The sequence below is a fragment of the Robbsia andropogonis genome (assembly GCF_034047095.1).
In the GTDB taxonomy this organism is placed as follows: domain Bacteria; phylum Pseudomonadota; class Gammaproteobacteria; order Burkholderiales; family Burkholderiaceae; genus Robbsia; species Robbsia andropogonis.
Genome location: NZ_CP139170.1, coordinates 3583366 through 3603451, shown reverse-complemented (window position 1 = coordinate 3603451; position 20086 = coordinate 3583366). Strand labels below are relative to the sequence as shown.

The 20086-nt window shown below is 58.0% G+C and carries 5 protein-coding genes, 2 tRNA genes, 2 rRNA genes and 1 pseudogene; 8 read left to right on the top strand and 2 right to left on the bottom strand.

Annotation, left to right across the window (positions count from 1 at the left end):
- Positions 1-54 precede the first annotated feature (54 nt).
- The 4 genes from SJQ66_RS29215 to rrf all read left to right on the top strand — a co-directional run bounded on the left by SJQ66_RS29215 (position 55) and on the right by rrf (position 3791).
- Positions 55-131, top strand: a tRNA-Ile gene (locus tag SJQ66_RS29215).
- 79 nt (positions 132-210) lie between these two features.
- Positions 211-286: transfer RNA gene (locus tag SJQ66_RS29210), tRNA-Ala, on the top strand.
- A gap of 328 nt (positions 287-614) precedes the next feature.
- Positions 615-3497 (top strand): 23S ribosomal RNA (locus SJQ66_RS29205).
- A gap of 180 nt (positions 3498-3677) precedes the next feature.
- Positions 3678-3791, top strand: a 5S ribosomal RNA gene (rrf, locus tag SJQ66_RS29200).
- 150 nt (positions 3792-3941) lie between these two features.
- Here rrf and SJQ66_RS29195 read toward each other — a convergent pair.
- Both SJQ66_RS29195 and SJQ66_RS29190 read right to left on the bottom strand, forming a co-directional pair.
- Positions 3942-4157: pseudogene (locus tag SJQ66_RS29195) on the bottom strand (transposase domain-containing protein); the annotation flags it as partial.
- Entirely contained in the window at positions 4079-4273 is a 195-nt protein-coding gene (locus tag SJQ66_RS29190) for a hypothetical protein (RefSeq protein ID WP_320533723.1), read from the bottom strand. The gene SJQ66_RS29190 and the pseudogene SJQ66_RS29195, both read right to left, overlap by 79 nt.
- A gap of 190 nt (positions 4274-4463) precedes the next feature.
- On the opposite strand from SJQ66_RS29190, the gene SJQ66_RS29185 reads away from it, so the two are divergent.
- From SJQ66_RS29185 to SJQ66_RS29170, 4 genes are all read left to right on the top strand, one after another.
- A complete protein-coding gene (locus SJQ66_RS29185; RefSeq protein WP_320533730.1) occupies positions 4464-4664 on the top strand; it encodes a hypothetical protein in 201 nt (66 codons plus the stop codon).
- The gene (locus SJQ66_RS29180) at positions 4654-6732 is read left to right on the top strand and encodes a recombinase family protein (protein ID WP_320534865.1); all 2079 of its coding nucleotides are present in this window, start codon (positions 4654-4656) and stop codon (positions 6730-6732) included. Before SJQ66_RS29185 ends, SJQ66_RS29180 begins: the two co-directional genes overlap by 11 nt.
- A gap of 126 nt (positions 6733-6858) precedes the next feature.
- On the top strand, positions 6859-9372 hold the full coding sequence (locus SJQ66_RS29175; protein WP_320534864.1) for a beta-ketoacyl synthase N-terminal-like domain-containing protein: 2514 nt from the start codon (positions 6859-6861) through the stop codon (positions 9370-9372).
- A 21-nt stretch (positions 9373-9393) separates the two neighbouring features.
- Positions 9394-20040: an SDR family NAD(P)-dependent oxidoreductase gene (locus tag SJQ66_RS29170; protein ID WP_320534863.1), complete on the top strand. Its 10647-nt coding sequence runs from the start codon at positions 9394-9396 to the stop codon at positions 20038-20040.
- Positions 20041-20086 lie beyond the last annotated feature (46 nt).

Below are 20086 nucleotides of genomic sequence, written 5' to 3'. Positions count from 1 at the left end.
AAGCATAAGTTGCTAAAGCGCTCACGCTTATCGGCTGTCATACGACAGGCTGTAGGGTCTGTAGCTCAGTCGGTTAGAGCACCGTCTTGATAAGGCGGGGGTCGTTGGTTCGAATCCAACCAGACCCACCATCTTGGTCTGGTTGGTTGCGCTAACTGGTGTGGTTGGGTGACGAACTAAGGGATGTACCTACAGTAGTAGTGGTGTCTTGGGGGTTTAGCTCAGCTGGGAGAGCACCTGCTTTGCAAGCAGGGGGTCGTCGGTTCGATCCCGTCAACCTCCACCAATTCCTAAGCTAAAGGGTATTTGTTGCGTATCCGCGAGGATGTGCGCTGAGTGCGTTTTAGCTTAGGCTTGGCCTAACACTGATGGATTCGATGAGAATCTAAATCGGCTGTCGTTCTTTAACAATTTGGAAGAAGTTCAATTCAATGGTGGCGTGCTGTGCGTTAGAGATGGCGTGCGGGATGCTGCCGAAATTTGGGTTGAGATTGTATCGAGAAGTATCTCAAAGCAGTGTGTCTTGAGAGAGGCGCACGAAATTGGAATACGGCACAACACCGATACTCACCTATGGCGTGACGTGTGCAGCGATGCAGACGTACTCGTTATAGGGTCAAGCGAATAAGTGCATGTGGTGGATGCCTTGGCGATTACAGGCGATGAAGGACGCGGTAGCCTGCGAAAAGCTTCGGGGAGCTGGCAAACGAGCTTTGATCCGGAGATGTCCGAATGGGGAAACCCGGCCCGAATGGGTCATCCTTGACTGAATCCATAGGTCAAGAGAAGCGAACGCGGTGAACTGAAACATCTAAGTAGCCGCAGGAAAAGAAATCAACCGAGATTCCCAAAGTAGTGGCGAGCGAAATGGGAAGAGCCTTGTACCTTTTAGCATGTGAGTTAGCAGAACGCTCTGGAAAGTGCGGCCATAGCAGGTGATAGCCCTGTATGCGAAAGCTTATGTGTGGAACTAGGGGTACGACAAGTAGGGCGGGACACGTGAAATCCTGTCTGAAGATGGGGGGCCATCCTCCAAGGCTAAATACTCGTAATCGACCGATAGTGAACCAGTACCGTGAGGGAAAGGCGAAAAGAACCCCGGGAGGGGAGTGAAATAGATCCTGAAACCGCATGCATACAAACAGTCGGAGCCTCTTAATGGGGTGACGGCGTACCTTTTGTATAATGGGTCAGCGACTTACGTTCAGTAGCAAGCTTAACCGACTAGGGAAGGCGTAGCGAAAGCGAGTCCGAATAGGGCGCTTTAGTTGCTGGGCGTAGACCCGAAACCAGACGATCTATCCATGGCCAGGATGAAGGTGCGGTAACACGTACTGGAGGTCCGAACCCACTAATGTTGAAAAATTAGGGGATGAGCTGTGGATAGGGGTGAAAGGCTAAACAAGTCTGGAAATAGCTGGTTCTCTCCGAAAACTATTTAGGTAGTGCCTCGTGTATCACCTTCGGGGGTAGAGCACTGTAATGATTGTTGGGTCCATTGCGGATTACTTCGTCATAGCAAACTCCGAATACCGAAGAGTGCAATCACGGGAGACAGACATCGGGTGCTAACGTCCGGTGTCAAGAGGGAAACAACCCAGACCGCCAGCTAAGGTCCCCAAGATTGGCTAAGTGGGAAACGAAGTGGGAAGGCTAAAACAGTCAGGAGGTTGGCTTAGAAGCAGCCATCCTTTAAAGAAAGCGTAATAGCTCACTGATCGAGTCGTCCTGCGCGGAAGATGTAACGGGGCTAAGCCAGTCACCGAAGCTGCGGATGCAGATTTATCTGCATGGTAGGAGAGCGTTCTGTAAGCCTGTGAAGGTGTCTTGAGAAGGATGCTGGAGGTATCAGAAGTGCGAATGCTGACATGAGTAGCGATAAAGGGGGTGAAAAGCCCCCTCGCCGTAAGCCCAAGGTTTCCTACGCAACGTTCATCGGCGTAGGGTGAGTCGGCCCCTAAGGCGAGGCAGAAATGCGTAGCTGATGGGAAGCAGGTTAATATTCCTGCACCATTGTTAGATGCGATGGGGGGACGGATCGCGGAAGGTTGTCCGGGTGTTGGAAGTCCCGGTCCTTGTATTGGAGAAGGCGCTTAGGCAAATCCGGGCGCGGAATTCAAGGGTACGAGGCGAGCTGCTTAAAGCGGCGAAGCAATTGGAAGTGGTTCCAAGAAAAGCCTCTAAGCTTCAGTCTAACAAGACCGTACCGCAAACCGACACAGGTGGGCGAGATGAGTATTCTAAGGCGCTTGAGAGAACTCGGGAGAAGGAACTCGGCAAATTGGTACCGTAACTTCGGGATAAGGTACGCCCTTGTAGCTTGACAGGCCTGCGCCTGGAGGGTGAAGGGGTTGCAATAAACTGGTGGCTGCGACTGTTTAATAAAAACACAGCACTCTGCAAACACGAAAGTGGACGTATAGGGTGTGACGCCTGCCCGGTGCCGGAAGATTAAATGATGGGGTGCAAGCTCTTGATTGAAGTCCCGGTAAACGGCGGCCGTAACTATAACGGTCCTAAGGTAGCGAAATTCCTTGTCGGGTAAGTTCCGACCTGCACGAATGGCGTAACGATGGCCACACTGTCTCCTCCCGAGACTCAGCGAAGTTGAAGTGTTTGTGATGATGCAATCTCCCCGCGGCTAGACGGAAAGACCCCATGAACCTTTACTGTAGCTTTGCATTGGATTGTGAACAAATCTGTGTAGGATAGGTGGGAGGCTATGAAGCAGGGACGCCAGTTCTTGTGGAGCCACCCTTGAAATACCACCCTGGTTTGTTTGCGGTTCTAACCTTGGTCCCTGAATCGGGATTGGGAACAGTGCATGGTAGGCAGTTTGACTGGGGCGGTCTCCTCCCAAAGTGTAACGGAGGAGTACGAAGGTACGCTAAGTACGGTCGGAAATCGTGCTCATAGTGCAATGGCATAAGCGTGCTTAACTGCGAGACCCACAAGTCGAGCAGGTGCGAAAGCAGGTCATAGTGATCCGGTGGTTCTGTATGGAAGGGCCATCGCTCAACGGATAAAAGGTACTCTGGGGATAACAGGCTGATACCGCCCAAGAGTTCATATCGACGGCGGTGTTTGGCACCTCGATGTCGGCTCATCTCATCCTGGGGCTGTAGCCGGTCCCAAGGGTATGGCTGTTCGCCATTTAAAGAGGTACGTGAGCTGGGTTTAAAACGTCGTGAGACAGTTTGGTCCCTATCTGCCGTGGGCGTTGGATATTTGAAGGGGGCTGCTCCTAGTACGAGAGGACCGGAGTGGACGAACCTCTGGTGTACCGGTTGTCACGCCAGTGGCATCGCCGGGTAGCTATGTTCGGAAGAGATAACCGCTGAAAGCATCTAAGCGGGAAACTTGCCTTAAGATGAGATATCCCTGGGAACTTGATTCCCCTAAAGGGTCGTTCGAGACCAGGACGTTGATAGGCTGGGTGTGTACGGACAGTAATGTCCTTAGCTAACCAGTACTAATTGCCCGTGAGGCTTGATCCTATAACCAGTGCGTTTGTGTGTAAGACGGCCAGAGAAACAGGCCGCCACCCAGGCGCGCGAGGTGAGTGAAACAATCGGTGGACATGTGCCCGATACAGCTCAACCCAAAGCGGTAAGAACACAGAAGCGAACTTCTTCCAGATTGGTGCCGTGGCACTGCCAACGGCACAACCCTCTTTGCCTGATGACCATAGCGAGTCGGTCCCACCCCTTCCCATCCCGAACAGGACCGTGAAACGACTCCACGCCAATGATAGTGCGGATTGCCCGTGTGAAAGTAGGTAATCGTCAGGCTCCCAATGCTGAAATCCATACGCCCCGACTCACCTTATCGTGATCGGGGCGTTTGGCTTTTGTAGATCAACGCTCGCAGCAAAACCCGCCTCGCATCGCTTCCACTCGTAAGCGGCTGGTGATCCCATCTTGACGATGGTGGATGACGGGTTAGGTTGCCGTGGGCTGCCAGTTGTGCGGCAAGAGATCATCGATCTGCCGTGCCGGATGGGTTGGCAATCGATTTAGTACGTCTTTGAGATAGGCGTACGGATCATGGCCATTGAGCTTGGCCGACTGAACGAGGCTCATGATTGCCGCCGCGCGTTTGCCTGCCCGCAATGAACCCGCGAACAGCCAATTCTTCCTGCCCAGCGCAATTTCCCGTTCATTCTGCCCATATCGGGCAGGAAGTCGAGATTCATTATCGTTGGCATCCGCTGTATGGGCGTCGCGTCAAGGTTAAAGACATCGAGCGTCGCGGCGGAGGTCAGGTCGTCCATGTGGAGGCGGACCCCGGTGTAATCAGGATGATCGCGGGATGGATGCTCGATGCCGCGATTTGTTCAGCGATGGTTCTCGGCGAACCGAGAGTTACCGTAGCGACACTGCATAATCTGCATCAATTGCTGGTCGATCTGCATTTGCGGGGAAACTCTCCGGACGGTTCCACCAACGTCCGGGAGAAACGCAATGGGCAATCTGCCAAACGTCGTTCCAGCAGGTCAACAGTTATCGCGGTCGATGCCGCCCCAGATGAACCTGATGTTCGACGCGGTCGAGCTTCAGGGGATGAACGCGGTGCAACGGGCAAACACGCTCAGGCATCTCGCATGCCTGTTGATGCAGGCGGCGGGCATCCCGACTGCGAAGGGGCGTAACGATGACGAATGATGATCGTTTGCCCGCAGATCTTCTTAAACGCAAGGCGGTAGTTTATGTCCGACAGTCCAGCCGAACGCAGGTCCAACTGAACCTCGAGAGCCGGCGCCGGCAGTATGACCTCGTGCAGGAAGCAAAGCGACATGGATTTCGCGACGTCGAAGTCATCGACGACGACCAGGGACGCTCGGCGAGCGGCACAGTTGCGAGACCGGGCTTTGATCGTCTGGTCGCGTTATTGTGTGCAGGCGATGTCGGCGCAGTGCTTTGCCTGGACGCCTCACGCCTTGCCCGCAATGGACGCGACTGGCATCATCTGCTCGAGCTCTGTGGTCTCGTTCAAGCGCGGGTAATCGACCTTGACGGTGTGTACGATCCTTGCCGGGCAAATGACCGGCTATTACTTGGCATGAAGGGCAGCATCAGCGAATTCGAACTCAACGTGCTTCGAACGCGCATGCACGACGCCAAACGAGAGAAGGCACACCGTGGTGAATTACGTATCAGCGTGCCGGTCGGCTATATCTGGCATCGTGATGTTGGTCTGGGTTTCGATCCAGACGCACGGTTGCAGGAAGTCATACGCCTGATTTTTACTCGTTTCCGGCAACTGGGCAGCGCGCGGCAGGTTCTGCTGTCGATGAACGCTGAACAGGTCCACTTCCCGCGCCCCTCTGACGGCCGGACGCTGACGCGGGTCGACTGGACTCCAATACGCTACCGTAACGTGATTTCGGTGCTCAAGAATCCGTTCTATGCTGGTGTCTACGCGTATGGCAAGAGCGGCAAGCAGATGACGATCGTCGAAGGCCGGGCACGCAAGAGCTACAAGCACCGCAAGCCGTTTGAGAACTGGGACGTCATGCTCCGGGAACACCACGAAGGCTACATCGACTGGGCGGAGTTTGAACGCAACCAGAAGAAGCTCGCGACAAATGCTTACGGCAAGGCGGGCGACGTAAAATCCGGTCGTGGTGGCCGCGCGCTGCTCGCTGGCCTGCTTGCCTGCGCACGCTGTGGACGTCGCCTGTCGGTGGCCTACGCTGGACGTATCCCGCAGGCCGTGTACCGGTGTGACCGCTTCGACACGTCAGCGCGATGTATGAGGTTCGGTGGTTCCCGTATCGATGCGACTGTCAGCAAGGAGCTTCTGCGCGTCGTGGAGCCATTGGCGATCGAAGCGGCACAACAGGCTGAGCAAATGCACATGGATACCCTGAACGAGCAGCAACAGATCGTGGAACTCGAACTGCAGCAGGCCCAGTACGAGGCCACGCTGGCTGAGCGGCGCTACGCCGCCTGTGATCCCGAGAACCGCCTGATTGCCGCGCAGCTGGAGAAGAACTGGGAAGCGGCATTACGTCGTGTACAGGCCTGCCAGACGCGCGTGGAGACGGTGACTGCACCAAAGGCGCAGGCTCCCCTGCCTGACTTTACGAAGCTCGCCGAAGATCTTCATGCTGCGTGGAATGCACCGAGCGTCGCCATGCGCACACGTCAACAGCTTGTTCGCGCGCTCATCGTCGATATCGTTGCCGACGTCGACGAGGCTACACGCGAAATCATTCTGACGATCCACTGGCAAGGCGGTCAACATTCCCGGCTACGGATTCGCAGGCCGCGAACTGGCGAGCATGGCTGCAGTACGTCAGACGAAGCGCTCGCGGTTATTCGCAGCATGGTAACCCGATGGTCCGACGAGGACATTGCTGCATCACTGAACCGCATGGGAATACGCACAGGACAGGGCAAGACCTGGACCGCACATCGTGTCAGATCTGTACGGCATGTCCGCGATATCCACGCCTACAAGTCGGCAGATAAGGATGGCGACTGGCTGACGATGTCTGAGGCAGCGAAGGAGCTTGGTGTCACTCACTACATGATCCGGCGTTTGATCAACGATCGGATTCTGCCTGCGGAGCAGGTCGTGCCTGATGCCCCATGGCAGATTCGGACGATCGATCTGCACAGCGAAGCGGTTACCGCAGCACTGGCGCGCAAGTATCGCCCGTGTCGCAACGATGTCGAAGGCCAGATCCCAATGTTTATCCAGGTTTCAGAAGGAGGTGCACAATGAACGCCCCGTTACCGCGCCGCCGGAGTCTGTCTACCGCCCAGCGTGCTAGGTGCGCTGCAGCAGGTTGCGCACTATCTTGCACAGCAACACGGCCAGGCCGACTGGGCTGGCCTGAGCCTGTCGAGCGTGGACGAACTCAGCTTTGACGGCGGCACGGTGCGGCACCTTTTGTTCCGTGGTCAAAGCGGCGACATCGACTTGCTGGACGAGGCAGGACGTGTGGTGGGAGTTTTGCGCGGCGCGCGCTTCGGGGCTGCTGCGTCGGGCATGCAAATGAGAGCGCTGGACTTGCCCACAATATCCAGCGCGGCGGTGCCCAGCGTGACATCGCGTGGAACTCCCGCACAAGCCGTAACGTCAGTCATGGCAGCATTGGCCATCCCGAGCCCGGAAGAGGAAGCTGCGCTGATTCGCGCTGAAGCAGTCACCCGCATCCTGAACCGCATGGCGCCTATTCTGAAATTCGCGCCGGACGAGATCAACGTGCGCACGCCATTCCATAACCTCGGCTTTGATTCTATCTCCTTGATCGAGCTCGCCTCGGCCATCGGCACCGATATCGGCGTCAGCCTCACACCTGCGGTGTTCTTCGAAGTCGAGAATGTCGAACAACTAACGCGACATCTGATGACCCATCACGGTTCCAAGTTGCACGCGCTTTGGAAGCTCGGCCAGTCGACACGTGTCCACGCCCCGGTCACAGCCGCCGTGAACCCGCCTGCACGGGCCACATCGCAGACCCTCAGGCCGCTCGGAGATGCGTTGTCCGACACAGCCGTCGCCATCATCGGCGCCGCGGCGCGGCTGCCTGGGGCTGACGACCTTGAGGCGTTCTGGCGGAACCTGAGCGAGGGCCGAGATTCGATCGCGTCCCTGCCGATGAGTCGCTACACCGGCGCATACGCCAGATTGATGCAGGCGGCCGACTTCCCGCACCGAGCGGGTGTCCTGAGCGACGTGGATCGCTTCGACGCCGCTTTCTTCAATATTTCCCCAGCCGAAGCACAACTGATGGATCCGCAACACCGCATCTTCCTCGAGACCGCCTGGAGCGCAGTCGAGCATGCTGGCTACCGTGCCAGCCGTCTGCCTGCGAGCACCGGTGTCTACGTTGGGGTAAGTGCAACTGACTATGCAACGCTCCTAACCGCCAACGGTGTGCCAACCGATTCCTATACGGCCACCGGCACCGCGCATTCGATGCTGGCTAACCGCGTGTCCTTCTTTCTTGATATCCATGGGCCGAGCCAGGCCATCGATACGGCGTGCTCCAGCTCGCTCGTCGCCCTCCACCGCGCTGTGGAAAGCATCCGCTCAGGCCAGTGTGAGATGGTGATCGCTGGTGGCGTCAACCTCACGCTTAGCGCCGATACCTTCGTCGGCGCTTATAAGGCAGGCATGCTCAGTCCCGAAGGACAGTGCAAGACCTTCTCTGCAAGAGCCGACGGATATGTGCGTGGTGAAGGCGTGGCTGCGCTGTTGCTCAAGCCACTGCGCCAAGCTGAGCGGGATGGCGACGCGATCTTGGGTGTGATTCTCGGCAGTGCCGAGAATCATGGCGGGCGCGCCAACTCACTCACGGCGCCGAACACGCGCGCGCAGGCCGATCTGATCATGCGGGCCATGCGCGGCATCGATCCGTCCAGCATCGGCTACGTCGAGGCGCACGGCACGGGCACCAATCTGGGCGATCCGGTCGAGATCAACGGCCTGAAGCTCGCCTATGCGCAGTTGCAGGCGAATGAGGGAGGTGCGCCGCTCGCGCCTGGCAATTGCGCCATCGGTTCCGTGAAGTCCAATATTGGCCACCTCGAATCGGCTGCCGGCGTGGCCGGCGTGCTCAAGGTATTGCTGGCCATGCAGCACGGCGCTTTGCCAGCGAGCCTGCATTGCGAGCCGATCAATCCGTACATCGAACTGGAGGGCAGCCCGTTCTCCATCGTGCGTGACCACACGCTTTGGCCGCGGCTGACCGACGCCACGGGTCGGACGCTGCCACGACGCGCCGGCGTCAGCAGCTTCGGCTTCGGCGGAGCAAACGCACATATGGTCCTTGAGGAGTACGTCGCTGATGCGCCGGCCCAGCCTCTGAATCCGGGACCCTATGCCATCGTGCTGTCGGCGCGCACCGAGGCTCAGCTACGCGATGCAGCGCGCAGGCTGCTTGCCTGCGTTCAAGCGCGTAGGCACGAGCCGGGTCTGATCGAGCGCATCGCCTACACCCTGCAGGTGGGCCGCGAGCCAATGACTGAGCGCCTTGCTTTCAAGGTGGCCTCGATGACCGAGCTTGCTACCCTACTGTCCGACTACCTCGACGGCTATAGCGAGGGCGTGTTGCGCGGCTCCGCGCCACGCGGGGCAGAAGCACCGCAAGCCACGACTGCCGGACGTGCGCTGCACAAGTCTCTACAGGAATGGGTGGGCGGCGCTGAAGTCGACTGGACACCATGTTATGCCGTGCTGCCTCAACGAGTGGCACTGCCGACCTACCCCTTCGCAAGGTCGCGTCATTGGATCCCGGCGCAGGATCAGAAACTTGACGACGCGACCCTCTCGAAAATGCTGGATGACGTGCTGACCGACGCCGTGAGCGTCGACGAAGCGATGGATGTGCTGGCCGCTCATGGTTACGCAGAGTGACCGAGTGAACTGGAGATGACAATGAATACTGTGCAGCAAATCTTGCAAGACTTGAAGAGCGGTCAGATCGACAAGGCCGAGAGCCTACACCGGCTCAAGGCAGAACTTGACGGCGCCACGGCACAATCCATGGCGAGTGTGTGTCTTTACACTCCGGAATGGCGTGAAGCGCCATTGGAATCGGAGCCCATTGCCCCGGTTGCGGGGGCGTGGCTCATATTGCTGGACGCTTCGTTAAAAGCCGCAAGCGTAGACGTAGCGCAACTGCCGGGCTACCCGCGCAGTAAAGTGTTGGTTCAGGGCGAAGGTGACATTGGCCAGCGCTACGAGGCTTTGGCAGCCCAAGTACTGGAGGCCGTTCGCGAGCCATTGCGTGAGCCGGTCTCGACGCCGCTGCTGGTGCAGCTCGTGGTCGTTACGGTGCCTGAGGATGAGGCGTTGTTTGGTCTCGCCGCGCTACTGCGCACGATTGAACAGGAAAATCCGCGCGTCCGTACCCAGGTGATCGGTGTCGACAGCGGGCGCCTCGCATCCAAAGACTTGGCTGTGCTCCTGGCCACCGAACGGGCACATCGTGGTGCTGCCGCGGTGCGTTACCGTGATGGCAAGCGTGCGGCCCTCCGATACGTGGCGCTGCCTGAGCCTGCGACCGCCGCGCCTACCCCCTGGCGCGAGGGAGGCGTCTATCTGTTTACTGGCGGCGCTGGCGGCCTCGCCGCACTGTTTGCGAGTGAGATACTGCGCCATGCGCCTCAAGCGCACGTGGTGCTAACCTCGCGGTCGCCATGGACCGCGGCGGATCGTGCCGCCCTTAAAAAGCTCGGGCCCCAGTTGCATTTGCGGGTGCTGGACGTTACGGACGCCGCCGCGGTCGAGGCCGTGCTGCATGGACTACAAAGAGAATTCGGCACCCTCACTGGCATCTTGCACGCGGCTGGTGTACGGCGCGACGGGTTTGCACTTCACAAGCAGGTGGGCGACCTGGCGACGGTGTGTGCCCCGAAGGTGCGCGGCCTGCTAAACCTTGAGCGCGCCAGCCGCGCGTTGCCGCTTGAACTGTTCGTCAGCTTTTCCTCAATCGCCGGCGTGCTCGGCAACGTTGGCCAAGCCGACTATGCGCTTGCCAATGCCTTCCTCGATCACCGGGCCATGCAGGCGCGCCGCAGTGTTTCCATCAACTGGCCGCTATGGACGGATGGTGGTATGCAGGTTGACGCCGAAACACTGCGTGCGCTGCGCGATAATCTGGGCCTTGTGCCCATTGGGGTTGCACAAGGTTTTGCAGCTTTCTACCAGGCGCTTGCATGCAAACGGGCACAAGTCGTGGTTGCCGCTGGTGATCTGATTAAATTCCTTGGGCTACTAAACCAATCTGAATATCCTGGCTTCCCAAAATACTGGAGCCCGTCGGGTGCTTCTACTGTAGAGGCGGTTGAAAGCCCTAGCCTGCTGCCGACGCTGCTAGCACGTCTGAAAGCGGTGTTTGCCGAGTGCACGCGCTACCGTCCCGAGAAACTCGATGCGCTGGAACCACTGGAGACCTACGGCATCGATTCATTGATGATCACGCGTTTAAACCAGCGCCTCGCCAAGATCTACGATGGCCTGCCTAAAACCTTGCTTTACGAACACCGGACGTTGGCCGCCCTTGCAAATTACCTTCTCGCCCAGCATACCGTGTCGAGCCAACGGTGGTGCGGAGTCGATGCGGTTTTGACAGACGCGGTGGACCCTGTCGTTCATGAGTCGTCACATACCGCACCGAACGCGATGGCGGTACCGTCCAAGGCGCGTGACCACGCCATCGCCATCATTGGCATGAGCGGTCGCTACCCGAAAGCAGCCTCGCTGACGGAGTTTTGGCACAACTTGCGCGAGGCCCTGGACTGCGTCGACGAGATTCCCCCTGATCGCTGGCCACTGGAGGGTTTCTTCGAACCAGACCGCAAGAAAGCGGTTGCCCAAGGTAAGAGCTACGGCAAGTGGGGCGGTTTCATCGATGGATTTGCCGAATTCGACCCCCTTTTCTTCGGCATCTCACCGCGCGAGGCGATGGCCATGGACCCCCAGGAGCGACTGTTTATGCAGGCGTGCTGGGACGCGTTGGAGGACGCCGCTATCACAAAGGAGACGCTGGAGGCGCAATACGGCTGCCGTGTGGGCGTGTACGCCGGTATTACCAAGACCGGTTTCAACCTGTACGGTCCCGCGCTGTGGCGCGATGGCGAGACCTTGCACCCGCGCACCAGTTTCAGTTCTGTGGCCAATCGGGTTTCCTACACGCTAAATCTGAATGGTCCCAGCATGCCGCTGGATACAATGTGCTCTTCGTCTCTTACCGCGATCCACCATGCGTGCCAGGCCCTGCGTGACGGCGACTGTGCGCTCGCAATCGCGGGCGGCGTCAACCTCTACCTGCATCCGTCCAGCTTCGTCGAGCTGAGTGCCTCGCAGATGTTGTCCGCCGATGGTCGCTGCAAGAGCTTCGGCGCTGGCGGCAACGGCTTCGTGCCCGGCGAAGGTGTCGGCTGCTTGCTGCTCAAACCGCTGGCGCAGGCGCAGGCCGATGGCGACCAGATTCACGCCTTGATTATTAGCAGCCACGTCAACCATGGTGGCAAAACCCATGGTTATACCGTGCCGAATCCCGCTGCGCAGCGCGCCTTGGTGCGTACCGCGTTTGAAAAGGCGGCCGTGAGCGCCCGCAGCATTGGCTTCCTTGAGGCCCACGGCACCGGCACTGAGATGGGCGATCCCATCGAGATCGAGGCGCTGACACAAGCTTTCCGCAGCGACACCGAAGACGTTGGTTTCTGTGCGATCGGGTCGGCCAAGTCAAACGTCGGCCATCTGGAAGCCGCTGCCGGCATCGCCGGACTGACTAAAATCGTGCTGCAAATGAAGCATCGCCAACTGGTGCCCAGCCTGCATGCCGACACGGTGAATCCAAACATCGACTTCGAGGACACACCGTTTGTCCTCCAACGCACGCTGGCCCCATGGCGACGCATGTCAGGCCCTCAAGGCGAATGGCCGTTGCGTGCTGCGGTCAGCTCTTTCGGTGCCGGCGGCGCTAACGCGCACATCGTTTTGGAAGAATATGTGGCCACGCCGACACCCGTACAACTGGCTGGGGTGGCACCGAGCGCGATCGTGTTGTCGGCTCGCACTGAAACGGCGTTGCGCGGTCGCGCGGCGCGCTTGCTTACGTTCCTAAATCGCATCGATGTAGCCCCGGCCTTCGGCATTGAAGGTGTGATTGCCGGTTACCTGGCGACGCTTCTACACGTGGCGACCGAACAGATTGAGCCGGACATCGATTTGGCACAGTACGGCGTTGGCGAGTTCGAACTGCTGCGGCTGATAGAGCGTCTGAAGGAGGACGCCGGATTGGCGTTCCCGGACGCGTCATGGCGTGAGTGCCGCACCGTAGCGGAACTGGCCACGTTGCTGACCCCGACTACGATCGACGGCGCAAGCCTGGAAGATATTGCATATACGCTGCAAGTAGGGCGCGAGCCCATGGCATATCGGCTCGCCTGCGTGGTCAGAAGCGTACCCGAGCTGACGGCTAAGCTGGAGCAATATCTGGCTGGCGACACCAAATTCGAGGGTTTCTACCTGGGCCAGGTGACGCAGAGTGGCGAGCGTCTGGAGGCACTGGAGCGCGCCGTGGGGGATACGGACATAGCGACACGGGCGCGTCTGTGGGTGGACGGCCAGCATACGGACTGGGCATCGCTGCACCAGGGCGCGCGTCCGCGTCGTGTGAGCCTGCCCACCTATCCATATGCACGCAACACCTACTGGATCGCGGAGAAGTACCGCGATGGCGGACACACCGCCACGACCACGGCGGCCGTCACCCCGCCGCCCTCCTTAAATGCCCCGGCGCATGCAGCCGAGCAGACACTCGGACTGCTCGCGACGGAGGTCACCATTGAGGTGCACGACTTCATCAAGCAGACGCTGGTCAACAAGCTGTGTGAGTCGCTCGATCTCCGCCCAGACGAAGTCCATCCCGACCAGTCTTTCGCCGACTACGGACTCGATTCCATTCTCGGCGTACAACTGGTTGATTCACTGAATGCCGCGCTCGACCTGCAACTCGAAACCACTTGCCTGTTCGACTACAGCTCGGTCAATCGGCTCAAAGCGTTCCTTGTCTCGCAATATACGGGTCCCGCCGCGCCATCTCCTGGCACGCAGCGGTATGTGCCGGGCCTTGCGCCATTGCCGGCGAACGAGCACGTGCGTAACACGCCTGCCCGTGACGACGATATCGCGATCATCGGTATCAGCGGCCGTTTTTGTCGCTCGGACGATGTGAATTCCTTGTGGGAGCATTTGGCTCAAGGGCATGACCTTATCGAGCCGGTCACGCGCTGGCCATTACCCGATGAGCATACGAAACCTGACCTGTGCCGCCATGGAAGTTTCATTGAAGGTATCGAGGAATTTGATCCACTGTTTTTCAACATCTCTGGTGTGGAAGCCACCTACATGGATCCACAGCAGCGGCACTTCTTGCAGGAAGCTTGGAAAGCGCTTGAAAACGCAGGCTATGCCAGCACGCAAATTGCTGGCACGGACTGCGGCGTGTACGTAGGTTGCTGCAGTGGCGACTACCAGGATTTGTTCCGCGACAAGCCCTCGGCGCAATCGCTATGGGGTAACATGGCCTCGGTAATCCCCTCGCGGATCGCTTACTACCTGGACCTCAAAGGTCCGACGCTGTCAATCGACAGCGCATGCTCAAGCTCGCTGGTCGCGATCGACCTTGCATGCAAGGACTTGCGCAGCGGCGAAACCAGCATGGCGCTCGCCGGTGGTGTCTTCCTCCAAGCCACGCCCAAACTCTATAGCGCGGCTAACAGCGCCGGCATGCTCTCAACCAGTGGCCGCTGCCATACTTTCGACGCTAGCGCCGACGGCTTCGTGCCTGGCGAGGGCGTGGGCGTACTGGTGCTGAAGCGGTTATCCCAAGCATTCGCCGATGGTGACCACATCTACGGCGTAATTGTCGGTTCCGGCACGAACCAGGACGGCACCACCAACGGCATTACTGCGCCGAGCGGTAAATCCCAGGAGGCGCTGCTACGTCGGATCTACGATCGCTTCGGCATAGACGCCTGCCAAATCCAGATGATGGAGGCGCACGGGACAGGGACACGGCTGGGCGACCCAATAGAATTTGGCGCGTTGACCAAGGCTTTCCGAGCAGACAGCGACGAGAGGCAGTACTGTGCGCTGGGTTCGATCAAGACCAATCTAGGTCATAGCCAATACGCCGCCGGCGTCGCCGGCGTGATCAAGGTTCTACTGTCCTTGCAGCACCAACTGATTCCGCCGTCACTGAATTATCGACAAGGCAATCCCGCGATACAGTTCGAGCAAAGTCCGTTCTTCGTCAATACTCAGCTCCTGCCTTGGCCGGCGACAAGCAAAAGACGCATGGCTGCAATCAGTTCGTTTGGTCTTGGCGGAAGCAACGCACACTTAGTAATCGCTGAAGCGCCAAAGAATACACGGCGGCACCGGGAAGCTTCAGCCTACCTCATTACGTTGTCAGCACGTGGCCAGCCCCAACTGCGCAGGCAGGTCGAGCAAATGCTGGTATATTGCCGCAGTTTCCCGCAAACCGATTGCGGCAATCTAAGCTTTACCCTGCTGATGGGGCGCAAGCACTTTGAGAACCGGCTGGCCTGGGTCGTGTCTAGCATTGAGGACCTCACTCTCGTACTGACGTCCTGGCTGGAGGAGGCGCAACCACCCGCACCGGCGTCGCCGGATAGCACAACGTCCCACGCGTATCAGAACGAACTTTCGCTGCTGGCGGCGGCCTACTGTAGTGGCGTGGAGCCGGATTTCGCTCCGCTTTTTGCTGCGCAAGGCTACAGCCGCCTACCGTTGCCAACCTATCCATTTAAGCGCGACCGCTACTGGGTGAGCGACGAGACACTGGCAACTCTCGCAGAACCATTGAATATCCCCAAGGCTGGTAACACTTCCCGCATTCGCTTTGCAGGCAACGAGTTTTTCCTCCTGGACCACATGGTCTGCCAGCAGCAGATCTTGCCCGGAGTGATTTCGCTTGAGCTGGCGCGACGTGCGTTTGCCGCCCGGACCGAGCAGCACGTCGGTGTCCGTTTGTCTGATGTGGTCTGGCTTCGACCGGTAGCAATTCGCCAAGCCATACCGGAACTGACGCTGGAGCTAACACCACTTGCCGACAACCGCTTCGAGTTCAGGATCAGCGATGTGGATCAAACCGACCATGTCTACACGCAAGGTTTTGTGCAGACCCTGGCAGCAAGCTCCCCGCAGGTGGATCTAACCGCGGTGCGTGAGAGCTGTAGCCTAACGCACGTATCCGGGCAGCAGTGCTACAAGGCGCTCAGGAACATGGGCATCGAACATGGACCACGGCTGCAAGCAGTAGCAGAAATACAGGTTGGCGTGGATCTAGCACTGGCTCGTTTAAGCATGCCGGTGGGGACTGCGGACAGCAGCTATCTGCTGCACCCGTCCATGCTTGATTCAGCAATCCAATCCTCCATCGGCTTGCTGTTAGACGAAAACCGATCCGCGCGCACTGCGCTGCCTTTCGCGCTGGAAGGGCTAGAGGTCTACGCGCCTTGCACCGTCGCGATGTGGGCAGTGGTACGACGTTGCAACAAGCGCGTCGGTTTAGAAAAATTCGATATCGACCTGTGTGACGACACCGGAATGGTGTGCGTGCGCATGCAGGGCTACAGCTCACGCTTGCTAGACCCAGTGCCACAGGTTGATCAGACTTTTTCGCTGATGTTGCAACCAGTATGGGACGCTCAGCCACTGCCGGCCGCGCAGACCTTCGTCGGGCGTATGGTGTTGGTGGGCGCGGATACCGAAGTGCAAAGTTCGATGCTGCGGATCTGCCCACAACTGCGGTTGTTGGCACTGAACGCCTACGACAGCATCGACCAGATATCCGCCAAGCTAGCAGGACTAGGCGAATTCGACCATCTGCTCTGGATCGGTGATCGGCACACGTTGCCGGAAGAGTGGAGCGACGAGCTTCTAAATCGGCAACAGCGCGGAACGATTGCGGCCTTCCGCTTGCTAAAAGCCATGCTAGCCAATGGCTGCGACGCACGCAAGATGCATTTCACCGTACTGACTACACAGGCGCTCCCCGTGGACCGCCTGGATCCTGTGCACCCGGTGGATGCAGGCCTGCACGGCCTGTTCGGATCCATAGCCAAGGAGTACCCACATTGGGGCGTCAGGATCGTTGATCTGGAGGCCGGCAGCGACATGCCGTTCGAAACGATCTTGGGTCTGCCTTTCGACGCGCGAGGCGATTCGTGGGTGCTGCGTAAATCGCAATGGCACCGCCTCAGTCTCCTAGAGCAGATTTCGCAGGAGGCGTCGCACGGTCTATCGCGACATTCGGGAGTCTATGTAGTGATCGGCGGAGCGGGTGGCGTGGGCGCAGCATGGAGCGAATACATGATCCGCCGTTATCAAGCCCGCATTATCTGGATAGGCCGCAGGCAGGCCGACGCGCGGATCACGGACCGGCTGGCCACCTTGGACGGGTTGGGTCCGCGGCCGCACTACATCGTTGCAGATGCAACCGACCAGCACGCGCTACAAGCGGCGGCCGGTGAGATTAGGCGATTATTCGGTACGATACACGGGGTCGTGCACTCTACCATCGTGCTGCAGGATCAGGCGCTCGCGAGAATGGACGAGCAACGCTTCTTGGCCAGCTACCGTGCCAAGGTGGACGTCGCCGTGCGCATGGCGCAGGTGTTCGGCGGAGAACCGTTGGATTTCATGTTGTTTTTCTCATCAATTCAATCCTTCGCGAGGATGCCGGGCCAGAACAACTATGCCGCCGGTAGCACCTTCAACGATACGTTCGCGCATTTCATCGACCGGCATCTCGGCGTGAACTGCAAAGTGATGAACTGGGGCTATTGGGGAACGGTTGGCGTTGTCGCTAGCCCGGACTACCAGCAACGCATGGCGCAAGCCGGACTGGCATCGATTGAAGCGCCTGAGGCAATGGCAGCGCTGGAAACGTTGCTGGCGAGCCCTGGCCGACAAGCGGCGCTCGTCAAAGCCACACGCTTGCCTGCCATGGAAGCGATGAGTATGGATCAGCGTGTCACGGTGTATCGTGAAGAGCTAACCCCACTCGTTTGCCAGACGCTACAAAACTTCCAGTCACAGCCGGAGCAGGTGCTCGCGATGCGCACAAAGATGGGCTCGCAGATGAGCGAAATGGACACACTGCTGGCAACCCTGCTGCTTGTCCAGTTGCGCGAGGCAGGGTTGTTTTCGGACTCTGGTAGCAGTGTCGCTGACACGCGCGGCGTAATGCCGTCGCTGTACCGGCGCTGGATGGATGAGAGTATCGTGGTATTGCTACGTCACGGCTTGCTACGCGGTGATGGCGACCTATATGTACCAGCGCGTGCATTAGACGCAGCAGCAGCCTGGCGCGCCTGGGACCACCAAACAGCGCTGTGGTTGCAGGATAAGAACCGCCGTGCTCAAGTGCAGTTGGTAGAAATCATGCTGCGCGCTCTGCCCGATATCATCGCGCGAAAACGCTTGGCGACTGATGTGATGTTCCCGAATTCGTCATTGAAGCTGGTTGAAGGAATTTACAAGAACAACCTGGTTGCGGATTACTTCAACGAGGTGTTGTCGGACGTGTTGCAGGCCCATTTGGAGCAAAGGCTAGCGCGCGACCCGGAGGCGCGGATACGAATTTTGGAAATCGGCGCCGGCACCGGTGGCACAAGTGCCGTGCTCTTTCCCAAGCTACGGCGCTTCCAGGCTAATATCGAGGAGTACTGCTACACCGATCTGTCCAAAGCTTTCCTCATGCATGCCGATCGCGAATACGGCACCGACAATCCCTATCTCACTTACCGCCTGTTCGATGTTAGCAAGCCTCTTGCCGGGCAGAATATCCCATCCGGCGGCTTCGACGTGGTGATTGCCACGAATGTCTTACACGCCACGCGTAATATCCGCAACACCATCCGTAATGCGAAGGCGGCAATGCGCCGAAATGGCCTGCTGCTGCTGAACGAACTGAGCGATAATGTCCTCTTCAGTCATCTGACTTTCGGCCTGCTGGAAGGCTGGTGGTTATATGACGATTCCGAGCTGCGCATTCCCGGCTCGCCCGGCCTATACCCGCGTGTCTGGCAGCAGGTTCTGGAAAGCGAGGGTTTCCATAGCCTAGCCTTCCCTGCCGAGGCTGCCCATATCATGGGCCAGCAGATCATTGTTGCCGAAAGCGATGGCGTGGTTAGACAATTGACCGCTTTGGTCCAGTCGCCAGGCGCAGCGACGCAGACGACAGCGCCGCTTGCCTCGTCCACACGGGCCGCTTCCGGTCCGATTAGGATTGCCGCCTCGGTTAAGCCTGCTCAGCAGACAGCGAAAGATCGTCGAGTTCAACGAGAGAAGGCGCGACACTACTTCAAGCAGTTGGTCAGCGACACCATACGCATTCCGACGGATCAGATCGAAACTTCCGTTCCGTTAGAGCGTTACGGTATCGATTCTATCTTAGTAGTACAGTTAACTAGTCAGCTGCGAAAAGTTTTCTCTAATATCGGCAGTACCCTATTCTTTGAAGTGCCCACCATTGACGATTTGATCGATCACTTCGAGCGAACCCAACCGCAAGCACTGGCGCAGTTGATTGTCGGCGTAGACATTCCAGACCAAGCATCGGCAATTTTCCCGGAGCTGATCCAAATGAATAGCGTCGTAGACGGACGTCCAGTATTTTGGATACATCATGCGAATGGTGGTATTGAAGCATACCAAGCGATAGCACAGCGCTGTCAGAGACCTTTCTACGGTATTCGTCCGAAGGGCTATATTGAAGGCGATATTCTGGTCGGTCAGCAGGCGAGAGGCACATACTATGCGTCAATTATTCGCGCGGTCCAGCCAGAAGGCCCTTACGATATCGGTGGGTTTTCCTTAGGTGGATTGCTTGCTTATGAAGTGGTACGACAGTTGCAGTTACAGGGTGCAGAAGTTGCTACGCTAGTGATGCTCGATTCCCTCGATGCGCAGGCCAGCAATCGGGCTACCGCTTTAGCAGGCTGCAAGCAGACTGAGGTGGAGGAGATTTCGAAGGTCAGTGCTTTCCGCGCCGTCAATCTTATGCTGCGTAGAAATGACGCTACGTTAATGTTACATCGCGACGACGTTGACACGTCGTTGGAATATCCGGAGTTTCTCGACTCACTTATAACCAGCGCCTTCGACCGCGGAGACAATAAGAATAAAGCGCAGATACGCGATCGTGTGTTGCAGCTTTCTCGCTATTTCGATGCTGTACAGAGCGAGCATTATGAGGTGCTCCCATTGCCTCATCGAGACGCAGTACGGTGCTATTACTTCCGAAATAGAAACGGCATACTCTTCGGTTCCTACTTGCCGTTCATGGTGTTGCACGCCAACGCCGACCTTCCAGTTGTGGACAGCACAAACTATTGGAATGAATGGAGTCAGCAAATTGATGATTTTTATATCATAGATGTCGATATAGCGATACACTACGAGATGCTGGTTGCGCCACAATCCCTCAAAAAGATTTTGCGATTGTGTGATAAGTTATACGACGCTTCAGCGATCGAATAGATCAATGCGTAGAAGGAGAGTCGGCCTGCCCTAACATCATCGGTTC

Excerpts from the sequence above, each read along its gene's own strand:
- SJQ66_RS29190 (WP_320533723.1), bottom strand. The coding sequence starts at position 4,273 with ATGGACGACCTGACCTCCGCCGCGACGCTCGATGTCTTTAACCTTGAC.
- SJQ66_RS29185 (WP_320533730.1), top strand. The coding sequence starts at position 4,464 with ATGGGCAATCTGCCAAACGTCGTTCCAGCAGGTCAACAGTTATCGCGG.
- SJQ66_RS29180 (WP_320534865.1), top strand. The coding sequence starts at position 4,654 with ATGACGAATGATGATCGTTTGCCCGCAGATCTTCTTAAACGCAAGGCG.
- SJQ66_RS29170 (WP_320534863.1), top strand. The coding sequence starts at position 9,394 with ATGAATACTGTGCAGCAAATCTTGCAAGACTTGAAGAGCGGTCAGATC.